This window comes from Streptomyces durhamensis (assembly GCF_000725475.1).
Classification (GTDB): Bacteria; Actinomycetota; Actinomycetes; order Streptomycetales; family Streptomycetaceae; genus Streptomyces; species Streptomyces filipinensis.
On record NZ_JNXR01000003.1, the window covers coordinates 323,381 to 338,051 of the forward strand.

The window sequence follows — 14,671 nt, forward strand, 5'->3', positions numbered from 1 at the left end:
TCGGGGTTGTTCGTCGCCTGTGCCCGGTACTGTCGGTTTGCGACCCCTGCTAGCGCGGGATCGCTCCGCCGGTACGCAGGGATTCGATGTCGTCGGCAGTGAAGCCGAGTTCCGCGAGGACCTCTTCGGTGTGCTCCCCCAGATCGGGAGCCGGGCGTGCGGGGACTTTCTGTTCCTGGTCCAGGTGCACGGGGCTGTTGAGGGTCATGTGTGGCTCCCTGCTGCCGTCCTCGATCGGCACCACGATCTGGTTGTCCAGGAGTTGGGGGTCGTGGGCGCATTCCTCGAGTGTCTGGACGACCCCGTAGGTCAGGCCGGCGGAGTCGAGTACCTCGCGCCATTCGGCCAGGGGACGCGTGGCGAACCGTTTGTCCAGCAGAGTGACGATGTCGGCGGCGTGGGCGCGGCGGCTGGCGGTGTCGTGGAACCGGGGGTCTTCCGCGGCCTCGGGGTGGCCGATGGCCGTGAGGAACAGGGGAACTTGCTTGTCCTCGTTTGCGAAGGCCAGCAGGATCCAGCGGTCGTCCGCGGTGCGGTACACGTTGGCCAGGGCGTTGGGCGGGTCGGAGCGGTCGACGGGGCGGGGTGGTTTCGCGCCAAGCAGCGCAGCCTGCAGCCACATCCCCGCAGCCCAGGCGCCTTCCGCGATCAGGGACGCGCTGACGCGTGCGCCTTGGCCGGTCTTCTCGCGTCGGTACAGGGCGGTCATGATTCCCGCGAACAGGGTGATTCCGGTGGGGTGGTCGCCGGAGCCGAACGCGTTGATCGCCGGGGCCGCGTCGCGCTGGTGAGTGAAGTCCATCAGACCGCTGCGTGCCCAGAACGACGTGACATCGAAGCCGGGCAGGTGCGCGTCCGGGCCTAGCTCGCCGAAGCCGGTGACGTCGGCGTAGACCAGCCGGGGGTTCAGGGGGGCAAGATCGTCGTAGCCCAGGCCGAGCTTGTCCCGGGTGCGGGGCGGGAAGTTGGTGACCAGGACGTCGGCCCACCGCACCAGTCGCTCGAGTACAGACCGGGCGTCGGAGGATTTCAGGTTGAGCTCGATGCTGCGCTTGTTGCGGTTGTCCAGTTGCCAGGGGTAGTTGACCCCTTCGACCTGGGGATTGGGGGGTATCCGGCTGAGGCCACGGTAGCTGTCGCCGATGCGTGGTGGCTCGACCTTGACGACGTCGGCGCCGAAGTCACCGAGCACGGTGGCCGCGGCCGGCCCGGCGATGAAGCTGGCGATATCGACGACGTGCAGTCCCTCCAGCAAGGGTGTGTTCTCCATGACAGGGTCCTCTTCCGCGGGATGTTCGGCGGACATGTGGGTGTCCTCCTTGCTGGCGCTGCCTGCACGCGGGCCGCCATGGGAGATGTACGGCAGGCGGCGCGGCGGCAAAGCGGGTACTGACGCGGCCGGTCCCGCGGTCGCAGGGCTCGGCGCTGTAGGGCGCGGGGTGCGATGTGCACCGGCGCTAGTGGTGGCCGTCGGGGGCCACGGGCACGAAGGCGCTGTATCCGGTGATGTCGCGGCCGACGATCAGTGCCTGCACCGTGTCGGTGCCCTCATAGGTGTCGATGGCCTCGATGTCGCAGAGGTGCCGGGCCACGTGATAGTCGAGCAGGATGCCGTTGCCGCCGAGCAGGTCGCGAGCGTCGGAGAGGATGGCGCTTGCACGTTCCGTGTAGTGCATCTTGGCCAGCGCGACGCGCGGCATCGAATACTTGCCCTCGTCCATGAGCTGGCTGAGCCGGTACTGCATGCACACCATGTCGGTGATGTCCGCCAGCATCCGTGCCAGCCGGTACTGGACGAGCTGGTAGGCGGCCAGCGGTATCCCGAACTGCTTGCGTTGCTTGGCGTAGGCCAGTGCGGTCTCGTAGCCCGCGACGGCGGCTCCGATGGCTTCCCAGGCGACACAGAAGCGCGAGGCCAGCAGGACTTTCTCGGTGTCGCGGAAGGTGTGGACGTTCGCCAGGCGGTTCTCGGCAGGCACGCGGACGTCGGTGAGGGAGATCTGCGCGTTCTGCACGCAGCGCAGCGCCGTCTTGCCGGTGATGACCTCGGCCTCGAAGCCCGGGGTGCCCTTCTCGACGACGTAACCGCCCACGTGTCCGTCGTCACCGCGGGCCCAGACGATCACGTAGTCGGCGAAGGTCGCGTTGCCGATCCAGCGCTTGTGTCCGTTGAGTACGTACGAGTCGCCGTCCCTGTGCGCGGTCGTCTCCAGCTTGACCACGTCCGTGCCGTGGGCCGGCTCGGTCAGACCGAAGGCGCCGATCTTCTCGAGGCGCGCCATCGGCGGCAGGAAGCGCTGCTTCTGCTCCTCCGAGCCCAGCAATGCGATCGACATCATGGCCAGCGCCGAGTGCACTCCCATGAACGTGGACATGCTCAGATCACCTCTGGCCAGCTCCATGATCACCACGCCGGCCGTCACGTTGTTCATCCCGGGCGAGCCGTAGCCGGGCACCTGGAAACCTGCGATGCCCAGCTGCGCCAGCTTGGGTACCAGTTCATGCGGAAACTCCGCGCGCTCCCAGTAGGGGTTGATGATCGGGATGACTTCCTGGTCCATGAACTCACGCACGCGCTGACGCAGTGCCTGCTGCTCATCCGTGAGCAGCTCGTTCAGCAGGTAGTAGTCCGTGTACTCGGGTCCACCCAGCACGGGGGGCTGGATGACCGGATGCCCGTTTCCGGGGCCGACGGTGGTGACGTCGATGGGCGTCACCGTGTCCTGGTGTTTCGTGTTCATCCGTCCGACGCTCCTTTTTCCTCGGCTTTCTCTCGACCTCGGTTCGATACGTCCCCATGGAACGACGTTAGGGGCCGGACGGAGAGAAATAATCGGGCGCAGGGTACGAACTTTTCGAAGAAAATCGTACCCGGGGACCCGATATACTCGGGGTGACTGCCCAAGCGCAGGGAGGCGTGCGGCGTGAAAGGTAAGCGCTGTCCGTCAACCTGTGGCGCATTGGTGACCCCTCCGTCGCAGGCGCCAGCTGCTGAAGATCCTCCGGGTGTGCTGGATGGCGTGGTCGAGACCGTCGCGATAGCGTGAAGACATGGCTGTGGGCAGCGTCGAAGCAGCAAAATGCCTGTCCGTCGTGGCGTCGAACGTTGCTGTGCGCATGCCGGAAGTCAGCCAGGACGTGTGGGAGCTCGTGATTTCCGAAATCCCGGAACTGAGAGGTGACGGGATAATTGTCAACACTCTTAGAGCGAGCGTCGAGGAAAATGTCGCCACATTGCTGCACGGCTTTGAGAACGACATGCCGCTGGGCAACGTCGAGGGACCTGCGGCAGCATTGGATTATGCGCGACGGCTGGCTCAGCGCAATGTTCCCATCAGCTCGCTCATCCGGTCCTACCGGCTCGGCCACTGCCGTTTCCTGCAGTGGTGCCTGGAGGAGCTCCGCCGTCAGGGACCCGATGAGGATGTCTGCACGGCTACCGCGGGCCTCATGCTGGAGTTGAGCTTCGGGTACATCGACCGCGTCAGCGAACGAGTCATCGAGGTGTACCAGTCGGAACGGGACCGTTGGCTGCAGGGTCAGACCGCCGTGCGCGCCGTACACGTGCGAGAGATCCTGGCCGAAAAGCACGTGGACGCCGAATCGGCGGAATCAGCCCTCGACTACCGTATACGTCAACATCATCACGTAGGTTTGATCCTCTGGCTGCCCCGGCGGCCCCTTAACGGTGAAGGTCTCGCCCGGCTCGACCGGCTGACCAGCCGGATCGCCGCGGAACTCAACTGCTGTGCCAACCCGCTGTTCGCCGCCCGGGAAGAAACACTGGCCTGGGCCTGGCTGCCCTTCGGCTCGCCCCGGGACCTTTCCTGGGGCGCGCTGGCGAGTGCGATCGAGGACAGCGACCCCATGGCGAGGGCGGCCGTGGGGGACTTGGAACCCGGCGTCGAAGGCTTCCGCCGCACTCATCGCCAGGCTGTCCGCGCACAGGAACTGGCCCTGGAAGCGGGGCCCGCAGCCAGGGTCACCGCTTACGCCCAGGTCGCCCCGATCGCATTGATGTGCACGAACATGGACGACACCCGCGCCTGGGTGTGGAGCGTGCTGGGTGCCCTGGCCGTCGACGACGAGCACTGTGCACGACTGCGGGAGACCTTGCAGACCTTCCTCGCCACCGGCTGCAGCTACACCGCCACCGCCAGCCGGCAGATCCTGCACAGGAATACCGTGCAATACCGCATTCGAAAAGCCGAGGAAACCCTGGGGCGTCCACTGCAGGAACGGCGCCGCGATCTGGAGATGGCGCTGCTCGCCGTTCAATACCTCGGCCCGTCCTTCCTGCGAACGAACCCCTCCTGACGGCACACCGACCGCACACTCCGGCGACCCGGCCGGCTGCATGAGCAGACGCCCACCACCTTTCCCCGCGGCGTCAGCTCAGCGCTTGCCCGTCGGCCGGCGGGACGATCTCCCGCTTGAGGATCTTGCCGGTCGGCCCTTTCGGCAGCGCGTCCACGATCCATACCTTCCGCGGATATTCGTACGCGGCGACCTGGCGTTTGACGTAATCGCGCAGTTCCTGGGCTGTGGCAGCGGCGCCTGGCTTGAGAACGACGGCTGCGCCGATCTCCTCGCCGAGATCAGGATTGGGCAGGCCGATAACCGCGGCATCGGCCACCGCCGGATGCTCGTACAGCACGTCTTCAACCTCGCGCGGGTACACGTTGTACCCGCCACGAATGATCAGATCCTTGTGCCGGCCGACGATCCAGAAGTACCCGTCCGGGTCGACCCTGGCGAGGTCTTCGGTGTGGAACCAGCCGTTGCGGATCGCGGCGGACGTGGCCTCGGGACGCTGCCAGTACCCCTTCATCACGTTGTGACCGCGGATCACGATCTCGCCGGTCTCGCCCTGCGGCACCTCAATGCCGCTGTCGTCGACGACCCGCATCTGCACTCCGGGGATGGGGGTGCCGATCGAGCCGGGCTTGCGTGGGGCGTCCAGGCGGCTGAACGAGGCGACCGGCGAGGTCTCCGACAGCCCGTACCCTTCGAGCACGACGCAATCGAACGCGGCCTCGAAGGAGCGCAGCACCCCGACCGGAATGGCCGCGCCACCGGAGACGGCGAGCCGGAGCCGGGAGACGTCATAGGCGTTCCGGTCCGGCGGCTGCAACAGTCTGCTGAAGATCGTCGGAACCCCGGCGAAGACCGTCACCCCGTGCTCGGCCAGCATCTGCAGCGCCTGCCCGGCGTCGAAGCGCGGTAGCAATGTCAGACACGCGCCGGCGGTGACGGCGGCGTTGAGCGTGCAGCTCTGCCCGAACGCGTGGAATAGGGGGAGCCCACCGAAGATCACGTCGTCCGAGGTGAGACGAAGCAACTCGGCCGCCACGACGTCGCAGTTTCGGGAGAGGTTGGCGTGGGTCAGTTCCGCGCCCTTCGGCTCACCGGTCGTCCCCGATGTGTAGAGGATCACCGCGGTGTCGTCCTCGTGCCGCTCGATCACGTCTTCGGCGAGCGGGGCAGAGGCGAGCAGCGCGTCGAATCCGCCGGAATCGACGACCACCGCATCGGCCTCGGCCTGCCGTGCGCCGGTGCGTACCTCGTCGGGGAAGGCGGGCCGGGCGAACAGCAGCCGGGCGCCCGAGTCGCCGAGGTAGTAGGCGACCTCCCGGGCCTTGAGCAGGGGGTTCATCGGAACGACGATGCCGCCCGCCCGGAGCACGCCGAAGTAGGCGATGGCGAAATCCGGGCTGTTGGGCAGCATGATCGCGATTTGGTCGCCTGGTTTGACGCCGCGGTCCCGGAGCAGTCCGGCCATCCGGGCGCTGACCTGGTCAAGCGTGCGGTACGAGAGGACGTCGTCCCCCAGACGCAGCGCGGCGTGGTCCGGGTGGGCCCCGGCGCTTCGTACGACGTTCGACGCGAGGTTCATGACAGAGCCACCCTTCGGCAGGTTGGCCTTCGCCGGCTGCGTAGCCTCAGCAGGAGCAGCGACGACCGCCCGCGCCGCCCTCATGCTCGGCGGACCCCGGAAGTGATCGCCGTCGAGATCACCTCATGGGTTGCGGCTTGCGCTCCGTGGCCTTCTCCATGGCGACATCGGCGTCCGTAGCGGCCTATCGTCTCCCTGACTCCTGGGCGCGGAGCCAACACCTCGCCCGGGATGTGCGCCCGGGCCGTCGGGCTCTCGAGCGATCGCTGGCCGACTCCCCAAGCATGCACCGCCTGCCTGCATGAAGGCTCCGCTGTCCATTGTGCCGTACCACGTGGGTGCCGCATCTCAGATCTTTGATCGCAGGTTCCACCGTCACGCCGGGGGCAATGTGCCGTGACGCCCGGCATGGGGCAGCCATACGACGCGAGCAGCAGAACCCCGGCGCCACCAGCAGCGTCGCTGGGATCACATGGGGATCACGGCATGGGCGATGCCGGTGAGGTTGCCCTGCGCGATGAGGATCTCCCTCCGGTTCGATCCGTCGAGATCCGCCGCGTAGACGGTGCCGGCCATGTCGGTGACGAACATGTGTCCGCCGTCCAGATCGAGAGCGATGCCGATGCCTTCCATCAGATGGGTCCACAAGATCTCGGGCTCTCGCTGTCCGTCGGGCGGATCCATCGGCGTGCGGTTCACGGAGTTGCCTCGCGGCGGATCCCCGCGGTCGGTCCAGTACAGAGTGCGCTCAGCGAGGTCGGACTGCAGGTCGATCGGCTCCGGCAGCCCCTGGAGCAGCACCTCGATGTCGCTGCGGTCGGCCGCGGATTCGCCGGCGGGAAGGTCGATTCCGGCCCGCAGGATCTTCCCCAGTCCCGCATCGCTCGGGCCCTTCTGCGTCCAGTACAGGTGCCCGCCACCAGGATCGACGGCGACTCCGACGCACCACCTGGTCTGGTCGCGGCGGTCGTCGTCTCCCTGCCCTGTCTGTACGAGCGTCTCGACGTTCGAGCCGTCGAGGTCGCAGCGCATGACGCGCATCCCTTCGCGATCGCCCCAGTACAGCTTCTGGCCGGCGACCTCGAAGTGCAGCTGCTTCGGCGTGTGCGTTCCGCCGCTGGGAACGATCGTCGTCCGATTGCTTCCGTCCAGGTCGACGCGCTCGATCGAGCCGTCGTTCACCGGCGGAGACCCCATGTTCGTCCAGTAGATGTGGCCTGCCCCGACATCGACGGCCACACCGTCCGGGTACCTGCATCCGGTGACGATGACCTTCTTGTCGGTACCGTCGGGGTTCACGGAGAACACTCGGCCGTCACCGCTGAGTTCGAGCACGAACAGTCTTTCCTGCCGTTGTGTCACCGTCTCTCCTCTCGGGTGAGAACCCAGTGCCAGGCGCGCCGTCTCATGCCGACCGGCCGGCTGTGTCGCTGTGCGGGCCGGATGCGGCGCGCACAGCCAGCAGACTGAGCAGCATCGCGTCGCGCTGGGCGGCCAGTTCGTCGACCGAGTGGCCGTTCACCTCTTCCAGCACGCCGTCGACGATCTTCTCTCTGAGCTCGGGTGTGAGCTCCGGGGCGCCCAGGTCCTGCCACATCCCGGTCAACCGAGGCATGAGGGTGTCCATGAAGTGCTGGATGCCGCCCTCGCCGCCGCCGAGATGCCACAGCAGATTGGGTCCCATGACACCCCACCTGAGTCCTGGGCCCCAGGACACCGCGTCGTCGGAGTCCGCGACGTCGAGCACGCCCTGCTCGATCAGGTGGACGACCTCGCGGTACAGCGCGGCCTGGAGACGGTTGGCGACGTGCCCGGGGAGCTCCTTCTTGAGGTGAATCGGCTTCTTGCCGATCGCGGCGTAGAAGGACATCGCGTCCCGGATCGTCTCCGGGGTTGTCTTCGTTCCGCCGACGACTTCGACCAGAGGGATGATGTGCGGCGGGTTGAAGGGGTGCCCGATGAGGGTGCGCTCCGGACGCCGGCACTCGGCCTGGATGACACTCATCGTGATGCCCGACGAACTCGACGCGATGATCGAATCCGGCGGTGTGGCCTCGTCGATGTCGGCGAACAGCTTGACCTTCAGCTCCGGGCGCTCCGGCGCGTTCTCCTGCACGAAATCGGCGTCCGCGACGGCCTGTCGCATATCGGCGGTGAACCTCAGGCGATCGGGTGAGGTTCCGGGTTCGGCCCCGAGCGTGGATGCCGACTCCCAAGCTGCGTCTACGTACGACCTGAGAGCCTTCTCCGCAGCCGGGGCAGGGTCGGTTGCTGTGACGTCGAAGCCACGAGCGAGATAGTGCGTCGCCCAGCTCGCTCCGATGGTGCCGGTGCCGACGATCGCTACGTGCTGGACTGCTTTGTACGCATTCATGGCTTGTGGTTGCTCCTAGGTGCGCTGGTGCCTGTGGGCAAGGGGAACCACGGCCAGGCGGTCTGCGGTCAGGACGGCTCGGCCGTGCTGCCGGTCGCTCAAGGGAAGTCGGAGTTCACATACACGGCGGCGCTCCCTTCCCACACGGTGGGTACATGCGGCCGGGCCCGCCCGGAGCTCAGTTGCCCCTGGTGCAGGCGTGTGCGCGGCGCAGACCACTCGCATGAGGTCTTCACCATCGGCGGTCCATCCCGACTCGTCGGCTCCGTTCCAGGGTGCGGCGCTTGCCCGCCCAGGGCATCTCGGGAACCACCGGGGAGCCGTTTTCCCGTCACGTTCAGACGCCGGGTCGTGCCGGCCCGAACGGCCGGCGAGGAAGGGGCGGCGCTCGAGTCGGCCGACGCCCTGGTTCTGATGGCGAGCTACAGCATCGGCCCCGACGCTGGCCGGCAGGCCGGCTGACGAAATTGCACCTCAGCGCGATCCTCGTGGAAGGTGGGCTGCGGCGTTTGCCACTGCCCACCCCCTCGTTGAGCGTCGCGGACCCGTCTTGCAGCAAGTAGGGCCGACGACCTGGGGCGAACGCCGATTACAGCCGTCCGGCCTCGGCGAGGGCAAGCAGGTCGTTCGCGGCTTCCTGGGAGCGGATGTGGATGGCGTCCGGGTCGGGGGCCGGTCCACGGAGCAGGGCGATGTCCACGATCTCCGCCTGGAGGAGGGCGGAGAAGACATACGCAGCCCGTGTGGGGTCGCTGATCTTGGCCCGCAGCTACGGCGGCCAGTGGGACAGGTGCCGTGTGAACAAGGCCATGCGGTCTCCGAGGATCAACCAGCCTCAGTCGATGCCCAGTCGCCCTGGCTGCGTCGCGGTGTCCTGGCGGTGGTGCTGGACCTTGTGTTGGAGATCGGCCACGCGTTGGTTCGGTCAGCGCGTCGGAGTTGTCGAAGTCGAGTTCTCCGAGCAGCTTCTTGACGGCCGCGCGTCCGCCCTGTGCCTTCTCGCGTGCCAGCAGCCGCGGCAGGTCCTCTTGCGTGACGGAACCGCCGGGGACACCGCCGTCGCCCTCGGGCTTGTTGGTTCGTCCTCCAGGGAGGCGCCGAGAATCGGGTGGGTCGGCCGTCCGTCACGGCGGTGCCCAACCGGAGTGAGTGGATTGGGAAGCGAGGGGCGCGTCACGCGTGAACCATCCACAGGTCTCCAGCGCCCCCGCGCCGATGATCGGTGTAGTGACCGGCCGGACCTGGCCGTATTTCAGGAGTCGGGCGCGAAGGGTTGCATGCGTGCGATGAGCACGGCGACATCGTCCGGGTCGGCGGGAAGGCGGAGTTTGTGAAGGAGTCGGTCGCAGGTTTCTTCCAGGGTGGGGTCAGGTGTGTCAAGCAGGTGCAGGAGGGTGTTGAGGCGTTCGTCGATGGGGTGATGACGGACCTCGACGAGGCCGTCGGTGTACAGGACCAGCCGATCACCAGCGCCGACGGGGACGGTCGTGGTCACGAAGGGCACGCCGCCGACCCCGAGTGGGGTGCCGGTCGGAAGGTCGAGCAGTGCCGGGTGCTTGCCATTGCGCACCAGGACGGGGGGCAGATGGCCGGCCACGGAGATGTGGCATTCCGCGCGGTGAGGGTCGTAGACGGCATAGACGCAGGTGGCTATGTACTGCTCAAGCCCTGAGGTGATCTTGTCGAGGTGATGGAGGACCTCGGCGGGGTCCAGGTCGAGGTCGGCGAAGTCGCTGGTGCCGGTGCGCAGGCGGCCCATGGTGACGGCGGCGTCGATGCCACTGCCCATGACGTCGCCCACGACCAGTGCGGTCTTGTCGCCGTCGAGTGGGAGGACGTCGTACCAGTCGCCGCCGACCTCGTAGGCGGCCTGTGCGGGCCGGTAGCGGGAGGCGACTTCCAGGCCGGGGAGGTGCGGCGGGTGATCAGGGAGCAGGCTGCGCTGAAGGGTCTCGGCCGCATTGCGCACCGTCTGGTGTGAGCGGGCGTTGTCGATGCACACCGCGGCACGGGAGGCCAGCTCACCGGCGAGGGTGAGGTCGTCCTCGTCGAAGGGCTGCGGGTTGCGGGCGCGGCTCAGCCCCAGGAAGCCGAGGATCTGTCCGCGGGCGGTGAGCGGGAGCAGCATGTAGGAGTGCACGCCGGCGCGGGCCAGCAGTGTGGCGGCATGGTCGTCGCGGGCGATGCGGGCCATGGCGGCTTCATCGATGTGGGAGATCAGGATCGGCCGGCCGGTGCGTACGCATTCGGTGGGCAGGCGGTCGGCGCCGTAGGCAGCGATCTGCCCGGGCGGGTCGGCGGCCTGGACGGCTTCGGTGGCATAGGCGGCCTGCACCGCGAGGGCGCGGAAGAGCGCGGGGCCGTCACCCGGGGGCGGGCGGTGCTCGTCGAGGACGGAGTCGAGGGCGTCGACCGTGGCCATGTCGGCGAGCTCGGGAACGGCGACGCCGGCCAGCTCTCGGGCGGTCTGTTCCACTTCCAGGGTGGTGCCGATGCGGGCAGAGCCGTCGGCGATCAAGGCCAGGCGACGGCGGGCCTCGGCGGCCTCCGTGGCCGCCTGGTAACGGTCGGTGACGTCCACCACCAGGTCGGCCACCCCGAGGACCCGCCCCTGGGGGTCGTCCAGCCGGTACAGCGAGATCGACCAGGCGTGCACGTTCGGGTCGGCGGGGGTGTGGCCGACGATGGTGTACTCGTCGACCAGGGGGACCCCGGTCTTGAGGACCTGCCGCATCCCGGCCTCCGGCCCCTCGAACTTCGTCGAGGTCATGATCTCGCGGTAGTGCCGGCCCAGATGGTCTTCCGCGGGAATGCCGTGCATCCGCTCCAGAGCGGGGTTGATGGCCACGTACCGCAATTCGGTGTCGAGGATCGCCAGCCCGATGGGCGACTGAGAAATCAGCCGGGTGGACAGGGCGACGTCCCTCTCGACCTCCCGAAGCTTTGACCTGTCGGTGGCCAGACCAAGCGCGTAGAAGTCACCCAGGCTGTCCAGCAGCCGCATGTTGCGGAACTCCACCAAGCGAGTGCTGCCGTCCTTGTGCCGGATGGGGAAGGCCCCGGCCCACCTCTCCCCGGTAGCCATGACCTCGGCAAACAGCTTGATCATCAGATCCCATTGCTGCTCGTGGACGAGCAGCGGCGCAGCGTACTGCCCGAGCGCCTCCTCAGCGGTGTAGCCGAACAGGTCCTCGGCCTCCGGGCTCCACAAATCGATCCGCCCATCGGCATCCAACAGCACCGCAGCAACGCCGAGAAGATCCATCAGCCCACTCGGCTGCGACGATCGTTCCTCCGGCTGGCCGGTGTCACCCGGACGCCCATCGGCTGCGCTCACACGGGCACTCCTTCCATGCGCCGGACCACAAGGGCCTCCACTCGCGCCAGCACCGTGGCCCTGCCCCGTACCTACGGAGTGCTTCGGCTTCCATGGTCCCCCTGGAGCGGCCTTCCGCGCACGCACTGGACCAGGCACCTGAGGATGCGTTGAATGCACTGTCCCAGGTCCGCGGTCTCGTCACTGATGAAGTGCTGAGCATCCCCCAGGGCCAGCCGTTCCCGCTCGAACGCTTCTCTGAAGCCATCGCGCGCGCCGAAACACCCGCCCGCGACGCCAAGCCACTTTTCGTCTCCGAAGACGGGCGAGACGAAGACGACAGGTAGGAAGCGGCTCTGCCAGCGCCGGACGCAAAGGATTGAGACGGCGCACGAGCCAACGGCGAGCTGCGTCGCCGCGAGGGTGAAACTCGGAGAAGCGGCCGGTTTCCTATGAGGGCTTCGCCGGGATCATGGGTGCGGCCGCGCTGATCGGCGGTGCCTTGGCCGGAGTCCTATGCGACGTCCTCCGCTCCGTTGGAAAACGACCGACGTTGCCCTCGCCTCACTTGATCTAGTCATCAACGGCTCGGGACGATTGGCATGCGTGATGCTGCCGGCGATCCGGTGTTGCCTCGTCGATCAGGTATGAGGTGCGTCCGGCACTGCACGCGACTGTTCGGGGCTGGCTTGGGCCGACCTTACGCCTCCGTGGGGTTGGTCGGTCGCGTTGCGTATCGGTGGCGCATGGCGTCACTGGCTGCAGGACCTGCGGTGAAGACGTAGGTGTCGCTGTCGTCGAGTCGGCGGCCGGTCTTGGCGTCGACGACGACGGGCTCGACTTCCTCGCCGCTGTGCGCGTCGATCAGGATCATGCTGCGTTCGGCCGGCGTGAGGCGGGAGTTGCCCCACGCGGCCAGGGCGACGACCACCGGTCGGAGGGAGCGCCCGAGTTCGGTGAGGACGTACTCGTGGCGTACGGGGTTGGTCTGGTAGGGCCGGCGCTCCAGCAGTCCGTCGGCGACGAGGGTCTTCAGCCGGGTGGTGAGCATGCTGGAGGAGATGCCCAGGCTCTCCTGGAACTGGTCGAAGCGCGTGTAGCCGTCAAAGGCGTCGTGGAGGATCAGCAGCGTCCACCACTCGCCTACGTGTTCCACCGTCGTGGAAAGCGGGCACTCCCGGTCCTCCAGCCTGATCCGGCTTGCCATGGTGGCCATCCCCTCAGTTACTGCTAAAGTCGAAGTTAGTAGCTTCTATTTTAGCAGTAATGACGGGAGGGGCGCCTTCTGCGCCCGCGCCCGGGAACGGAGCACACCGTGACCACATCCATCAGCGAATCCCTCGAAGGCCGACGCGCTCTGGTCACCGGCGGTACCAAGGGCACAGGAGCCGCCATCGCCCGACGTCTCGCCCAGGCCGGTGCGACCGTGCTGGTCACGGCCCGCAGCCGCCCCGACGACGTCGAGGAGAAGGCGTTCATCAGCGCCGACCTGTCCACCGCCCAGGGCGCAGCCCATGTGGCCGCCGAGGTGGACGCCCGCGTCGGCGGCGTCGACATCCTGGTCAACACCCTCGGCGGGTCCGAGGCGCCGGCCGGAGGGTTCGCCGCGCTCGGCGAGGAGGACTGGGCCAGGGAGTTGAACACGAACCTGCTGGCCGCCGTCCGCCTGGACCGCGCGCTCCTGCCGCACATGATCGCCACGGGTAAGGGCGTGATCGTGCATGTCACCTCGATCCAGCGCCGCATGCCGCTGTGGAACGGAACCCTGGCCTACGCCGCCGCCAAGGCCGCCCTGACCACCTACAGCAAGGGCCTGGCCAACGAGGTCGCCCCGCACGGCGTCCGTGTCAACACCGTCTCGCCCGGTTTCGTGCAGACCTCGGCCGCCGACAACCTCGTCGCCCGGATCGCCCACGACGCGGACATCACGCAGGAAGCGGCGCTGGGGCGGCTCATGGATTCCCTGGGCGGCATCCCGCTCGGCCGTCCCAACCGGCCCGAGGAAGTCGCCGAGCTCGTCGCCTTCCTTGTCTCCGACCGCGCCTCGGCCATCGTCGGGGCCGAACACGTCATCGACGGCGGCACCACCCCCACCGTCTGAACCCGCCACCGCCCCAAGGAGCGTCATGGACGACTACCAGCCCCGCACCATCAGCCCGGACACCCTGCCCGAGGTGATCACCCGCTACCTGACAGCGCACCGCGCACACGACACCGCAACCGCAATCACGGCGTTCACCCGCGAAGCCACAGTGGTCGACGACGGCAACACCTACGAGGGCATCGAGGCGATCGGGAAGTGGCTCCACCGATCGGCCACCGAATTCACCTACACCGTCCACCTCACCGGCGCCCAGCAGCCCGACGCAACCCGCTACATCGCCACCCACCACCTCGAAGGCAACTTCCCTGGCGGGACCATCGATCTGCGGTACCAGTTCACACTCCGCGACGGCCTCATCGAACGCCTCGTCATCGAACCCTGAGTCCCTGCCGGCGCCACCCGTTGCCGCCTCAGGCGAAAAGACTCGCTCGCCCTGCAATCGTCGGTGAGTCACCTGCCTGCCAGGACAGGCCGCCAATCGCTGGGGCCGTCCGCCCCAGCGGATGCCCCACGCCCTTCCCGCTGGCGATGCCCGCCTTCACCGACATCGCGGGCGGGTTTGCTGCGGCACAGTAGGTCTACGACACCGTTGAAGCGGACGGGATCCGCCTGCCCAGCAGACGCCGGGCCTACCGAAGCGATGCGGACTACCGCCCCATCGTGTGTCGGGGGATCATCTGGAGGCTGCCGTGACGGCAGCGGCCGTCGCGCGTGCGTACAGGGCACTGGAAGTGTTCGTGAACATGTCGCACCTGACCGTCTCCGAGATGGACCTCACCAGCACCGCCGAGTCTGTGCAGCAACGGCAGCATTGGCTGGTGGAGCAGGTCCTCGACTGGTCGGGTCTTCCCGTCGTCCAGGTCAGGCCCACCGTGTTCATGGAGAACCCGCTGTTCCGTACCGGCTTCTCCTCGATCGCGAAGGACGGGACCATCAGGCTGCCCTTCGGCCGGGCTAAGACCTCCCCTGTGGCGGCCGGGG

Annotated in this window: 11 protein-coding genes; 4 read left to right on the top strand and 7 right to left on the bottom strand. The window is 67.5% G+C overall.

The window, feature by feature from the left end:
• Positions 1–49: 49 nt before the first annotated feature.
• Together IO33_RS0105160 and IO33_RS0105165 are read right to left on the bottom strand one after the other, a co-directional pair.
• A complete protein-coding gene (locus tag IO33_RS0105160; RefSeq protein ID WP_245235693.1) occupies positions 50–1,381 on the bottom strand; it encodes a CaiB/BaiF CoA transferase family protein in 1,332 nt (443 codons plus the stop codon).
• Positions 1,382–1,457: 76 nt separating this feature from the next.
• Positions 1,458–2,741, bottom strand: coding sequence for an acyl-CoA dehydrogenase family protein (locus IO33_RS0105165; RefSeq protein WP_078963292.1), 1,284 nt, complete (start codon positions 2,739–2,741; stop codon positions 1,458–1,460).
• 310 nt (positions 2,742–3,051) lie between these two features.
• On the opposite strand from IO33_RS0105165, the gene IO33_RS0105170 reads away from it, so the two are divergent.
• A complete protein-coding gene (locus IO33_RS0105170; protein WP_031160739.1) occupies positions 3,052–4,317 on the top strand; it encodes a PucR family transcriptional regulator in 1,266 nt (421 codons plus the stop codon).
• 73 nt (positions 4,318–4,390) lie between these two features.
• Here the strand turns inward: IO33_RS0105170 and IO33_RS0105175 are convergent, their stop codons facing one another.
• The 4 genes from IO33_RS0105175 to IO33_RS0105200 form a co-directional block, all read right to left on the bottom strand.
• On the bottom strand, positions 4,391–5,896 hold the full coding sequence (locus IO33_RS0105175) for a long-chain-fatty-acid--CoA ligase (protein WP_031160740.1): 1,506 nt from the start codon (positions 5,894–5,896) through the stop codon (positions 4,391–4,393).
• A 468-nt stretch (positions 5,897–6,364) separates the two neighbouring features.
• Positions 6,365–7,258 carry an NHL repeat-containing protein gene (locus tag IO33_RS0105180; protein ID WP_031160742.1) on the bottom strand — a complete coding sequence of 298 codons (894 nt, stop codon included), beginning with the start codon at positions 7,256–7,258 and terminating at the stop codon, positions 6,365–6,367.
• 43 nt (positions 7,259–7,301) lie between these two features.
• Positions 7,302–8,270 carry a 3-hydroxyacyl-CoA dehydrogenase NAD-binding domain-containing protein gene (locus IO33_RS0105185; RefSeq protein WP_031160743.1) on the bottom strand — a complete coding sequence of 323 codons (969 nt, stop codon included), beginning with the start codon at positions 8,268–8,270 and terminating at the stop codon, positions 7,302–7,304.
• 1,252 nt (positions 8,271–9,522) lie between these two features.
• Positions 9,523–11,607 carry a SpoIIE family protein phosphatase gene (locus tag IO33_RS0105200; RefSeq protein WP_031160745.1) on the bottom strand — a complete coding sequence of 695 codons (2,085 nt, stop codon included), beginning with the start codon at positions 11,605–11,607 and terminating at the stop codon, positions 9,523–9,525.
• Between the two features lie 92 nt (positions 11,608–11,699).
• On the opposite strand from IO33_RS0105200, the gene IO33_RS0105205 reads away from it, so the two are divergent.
• Positions 11,700–11,933 carry a hypothetical protein gene (locus tag IO33_RS0105205; protein WP_031160747.1) on the top strand — a complete coding sequence of 78 codons (234 nt, stop codon included), beginning with the start codon at positions 11,700–11,702 and terminating at the stop codon, positions 11,931–11,933.
• A 353-nt stretch (positions 11,934–12,286) separates the two neighbouring features.
• On the opposite strand, the gene IO33_RS0105210 is transcribed toward IO33_RS0105205, so the two are convergent.
• Positions 12,287–12,793 (bottom strand): winged helix-turn-helix transcriptional regulator, encoded by a 507-nt coding sequence (locus tag IO33_RS0105210; RefSeq protein WP_209438806.1) that lies wholly within the window; start codon positions 12,791–12,793, stop codon positions 12,287–12,289.
• A gap of 108 nt (positions 12,794–12,901) precedes the next feature.
• Between IO33_RS0105210 and IO33_RS0105215 the strand changes: the two genes are divergently transcribed.
• Together IO33_RS0105215 and IO33_RS0105220 are read left to right on the top strand one after the other, a co-directional pair.
• Entirely contained in the window at positions 12,902–13,687 is a 786-nt protein-coding gene (locus IO33_RS0105215; protein ID WP_031160750.1) for an SDR family oxidoreductase, read from the top strand.
• Between the two features lie 25 nt (positions 13,688–13,712).
• Positions 13,713–14,072: a nuclear transport factor 2 family protein gene (locus IO33_RS0105220; protein WP_031160752.1), complete on the top strand. Its 360-nt coding sequence runs from the start codon at positions 13,713–13,715 to the stop codon at positions 14,070–14,072.
• Positions 14,073–14,671: the final 599 nt, after the last annotated feature.

Bases quoted from the DNA above. Each gene is read 5' to 3' on its own strand.
- IO33_RS0105165 (WP_078963292.1), bottom strand. From the start codon at position 2,741: ATGAACACGAAACACCAGGACACGGTGACGCCCATCGACGTCACCACC.
- IO33_RS0105170 (WP_031160739.1), top strand. From the start codon at position 3,052: ATGGCTGTGGGCAGCGTCGAAGCAGCAAAATGCCTGTCCGTCGTGGCG.
- IO33_RS0105175 (WP_031160740.1), bottom strand. From the start codon at position 5,896: ATGAACCTCGCGTCGAACGTCGTACGAAGCGCCGGGGCCCACCCGGAC.
- IO33_RS0105185 (WP_031160743.1), bottom strand. From the start codon at position 8,270: ATGAATGCGTACAAAGCAGTCCAGCACGTAGCGATCGTCGGCACCGGC.
- IO33_RS0105205 (WP_031160747.1), top strand. From the start codon at position 11,700: ATGGTCCCCCTGGAGCGGCCTTCCGCGCACGCACTGGACCAGGCACCT.
- IO33_RS0105210 (WP_209438806.1), bottom strand. From the start codon at position 12,793: ATGGCAAGCCGGATCAGGCTGGAGGACCGGGAGTGCCCGCTTTCCACG.
- IO33_RS0105220 (WP_031160752.1), top strand. From the start codon at position 13,713: ATGGACGACTACCAGCCCCGCACCATCAGCCCGGACACCCTGCCCGAG.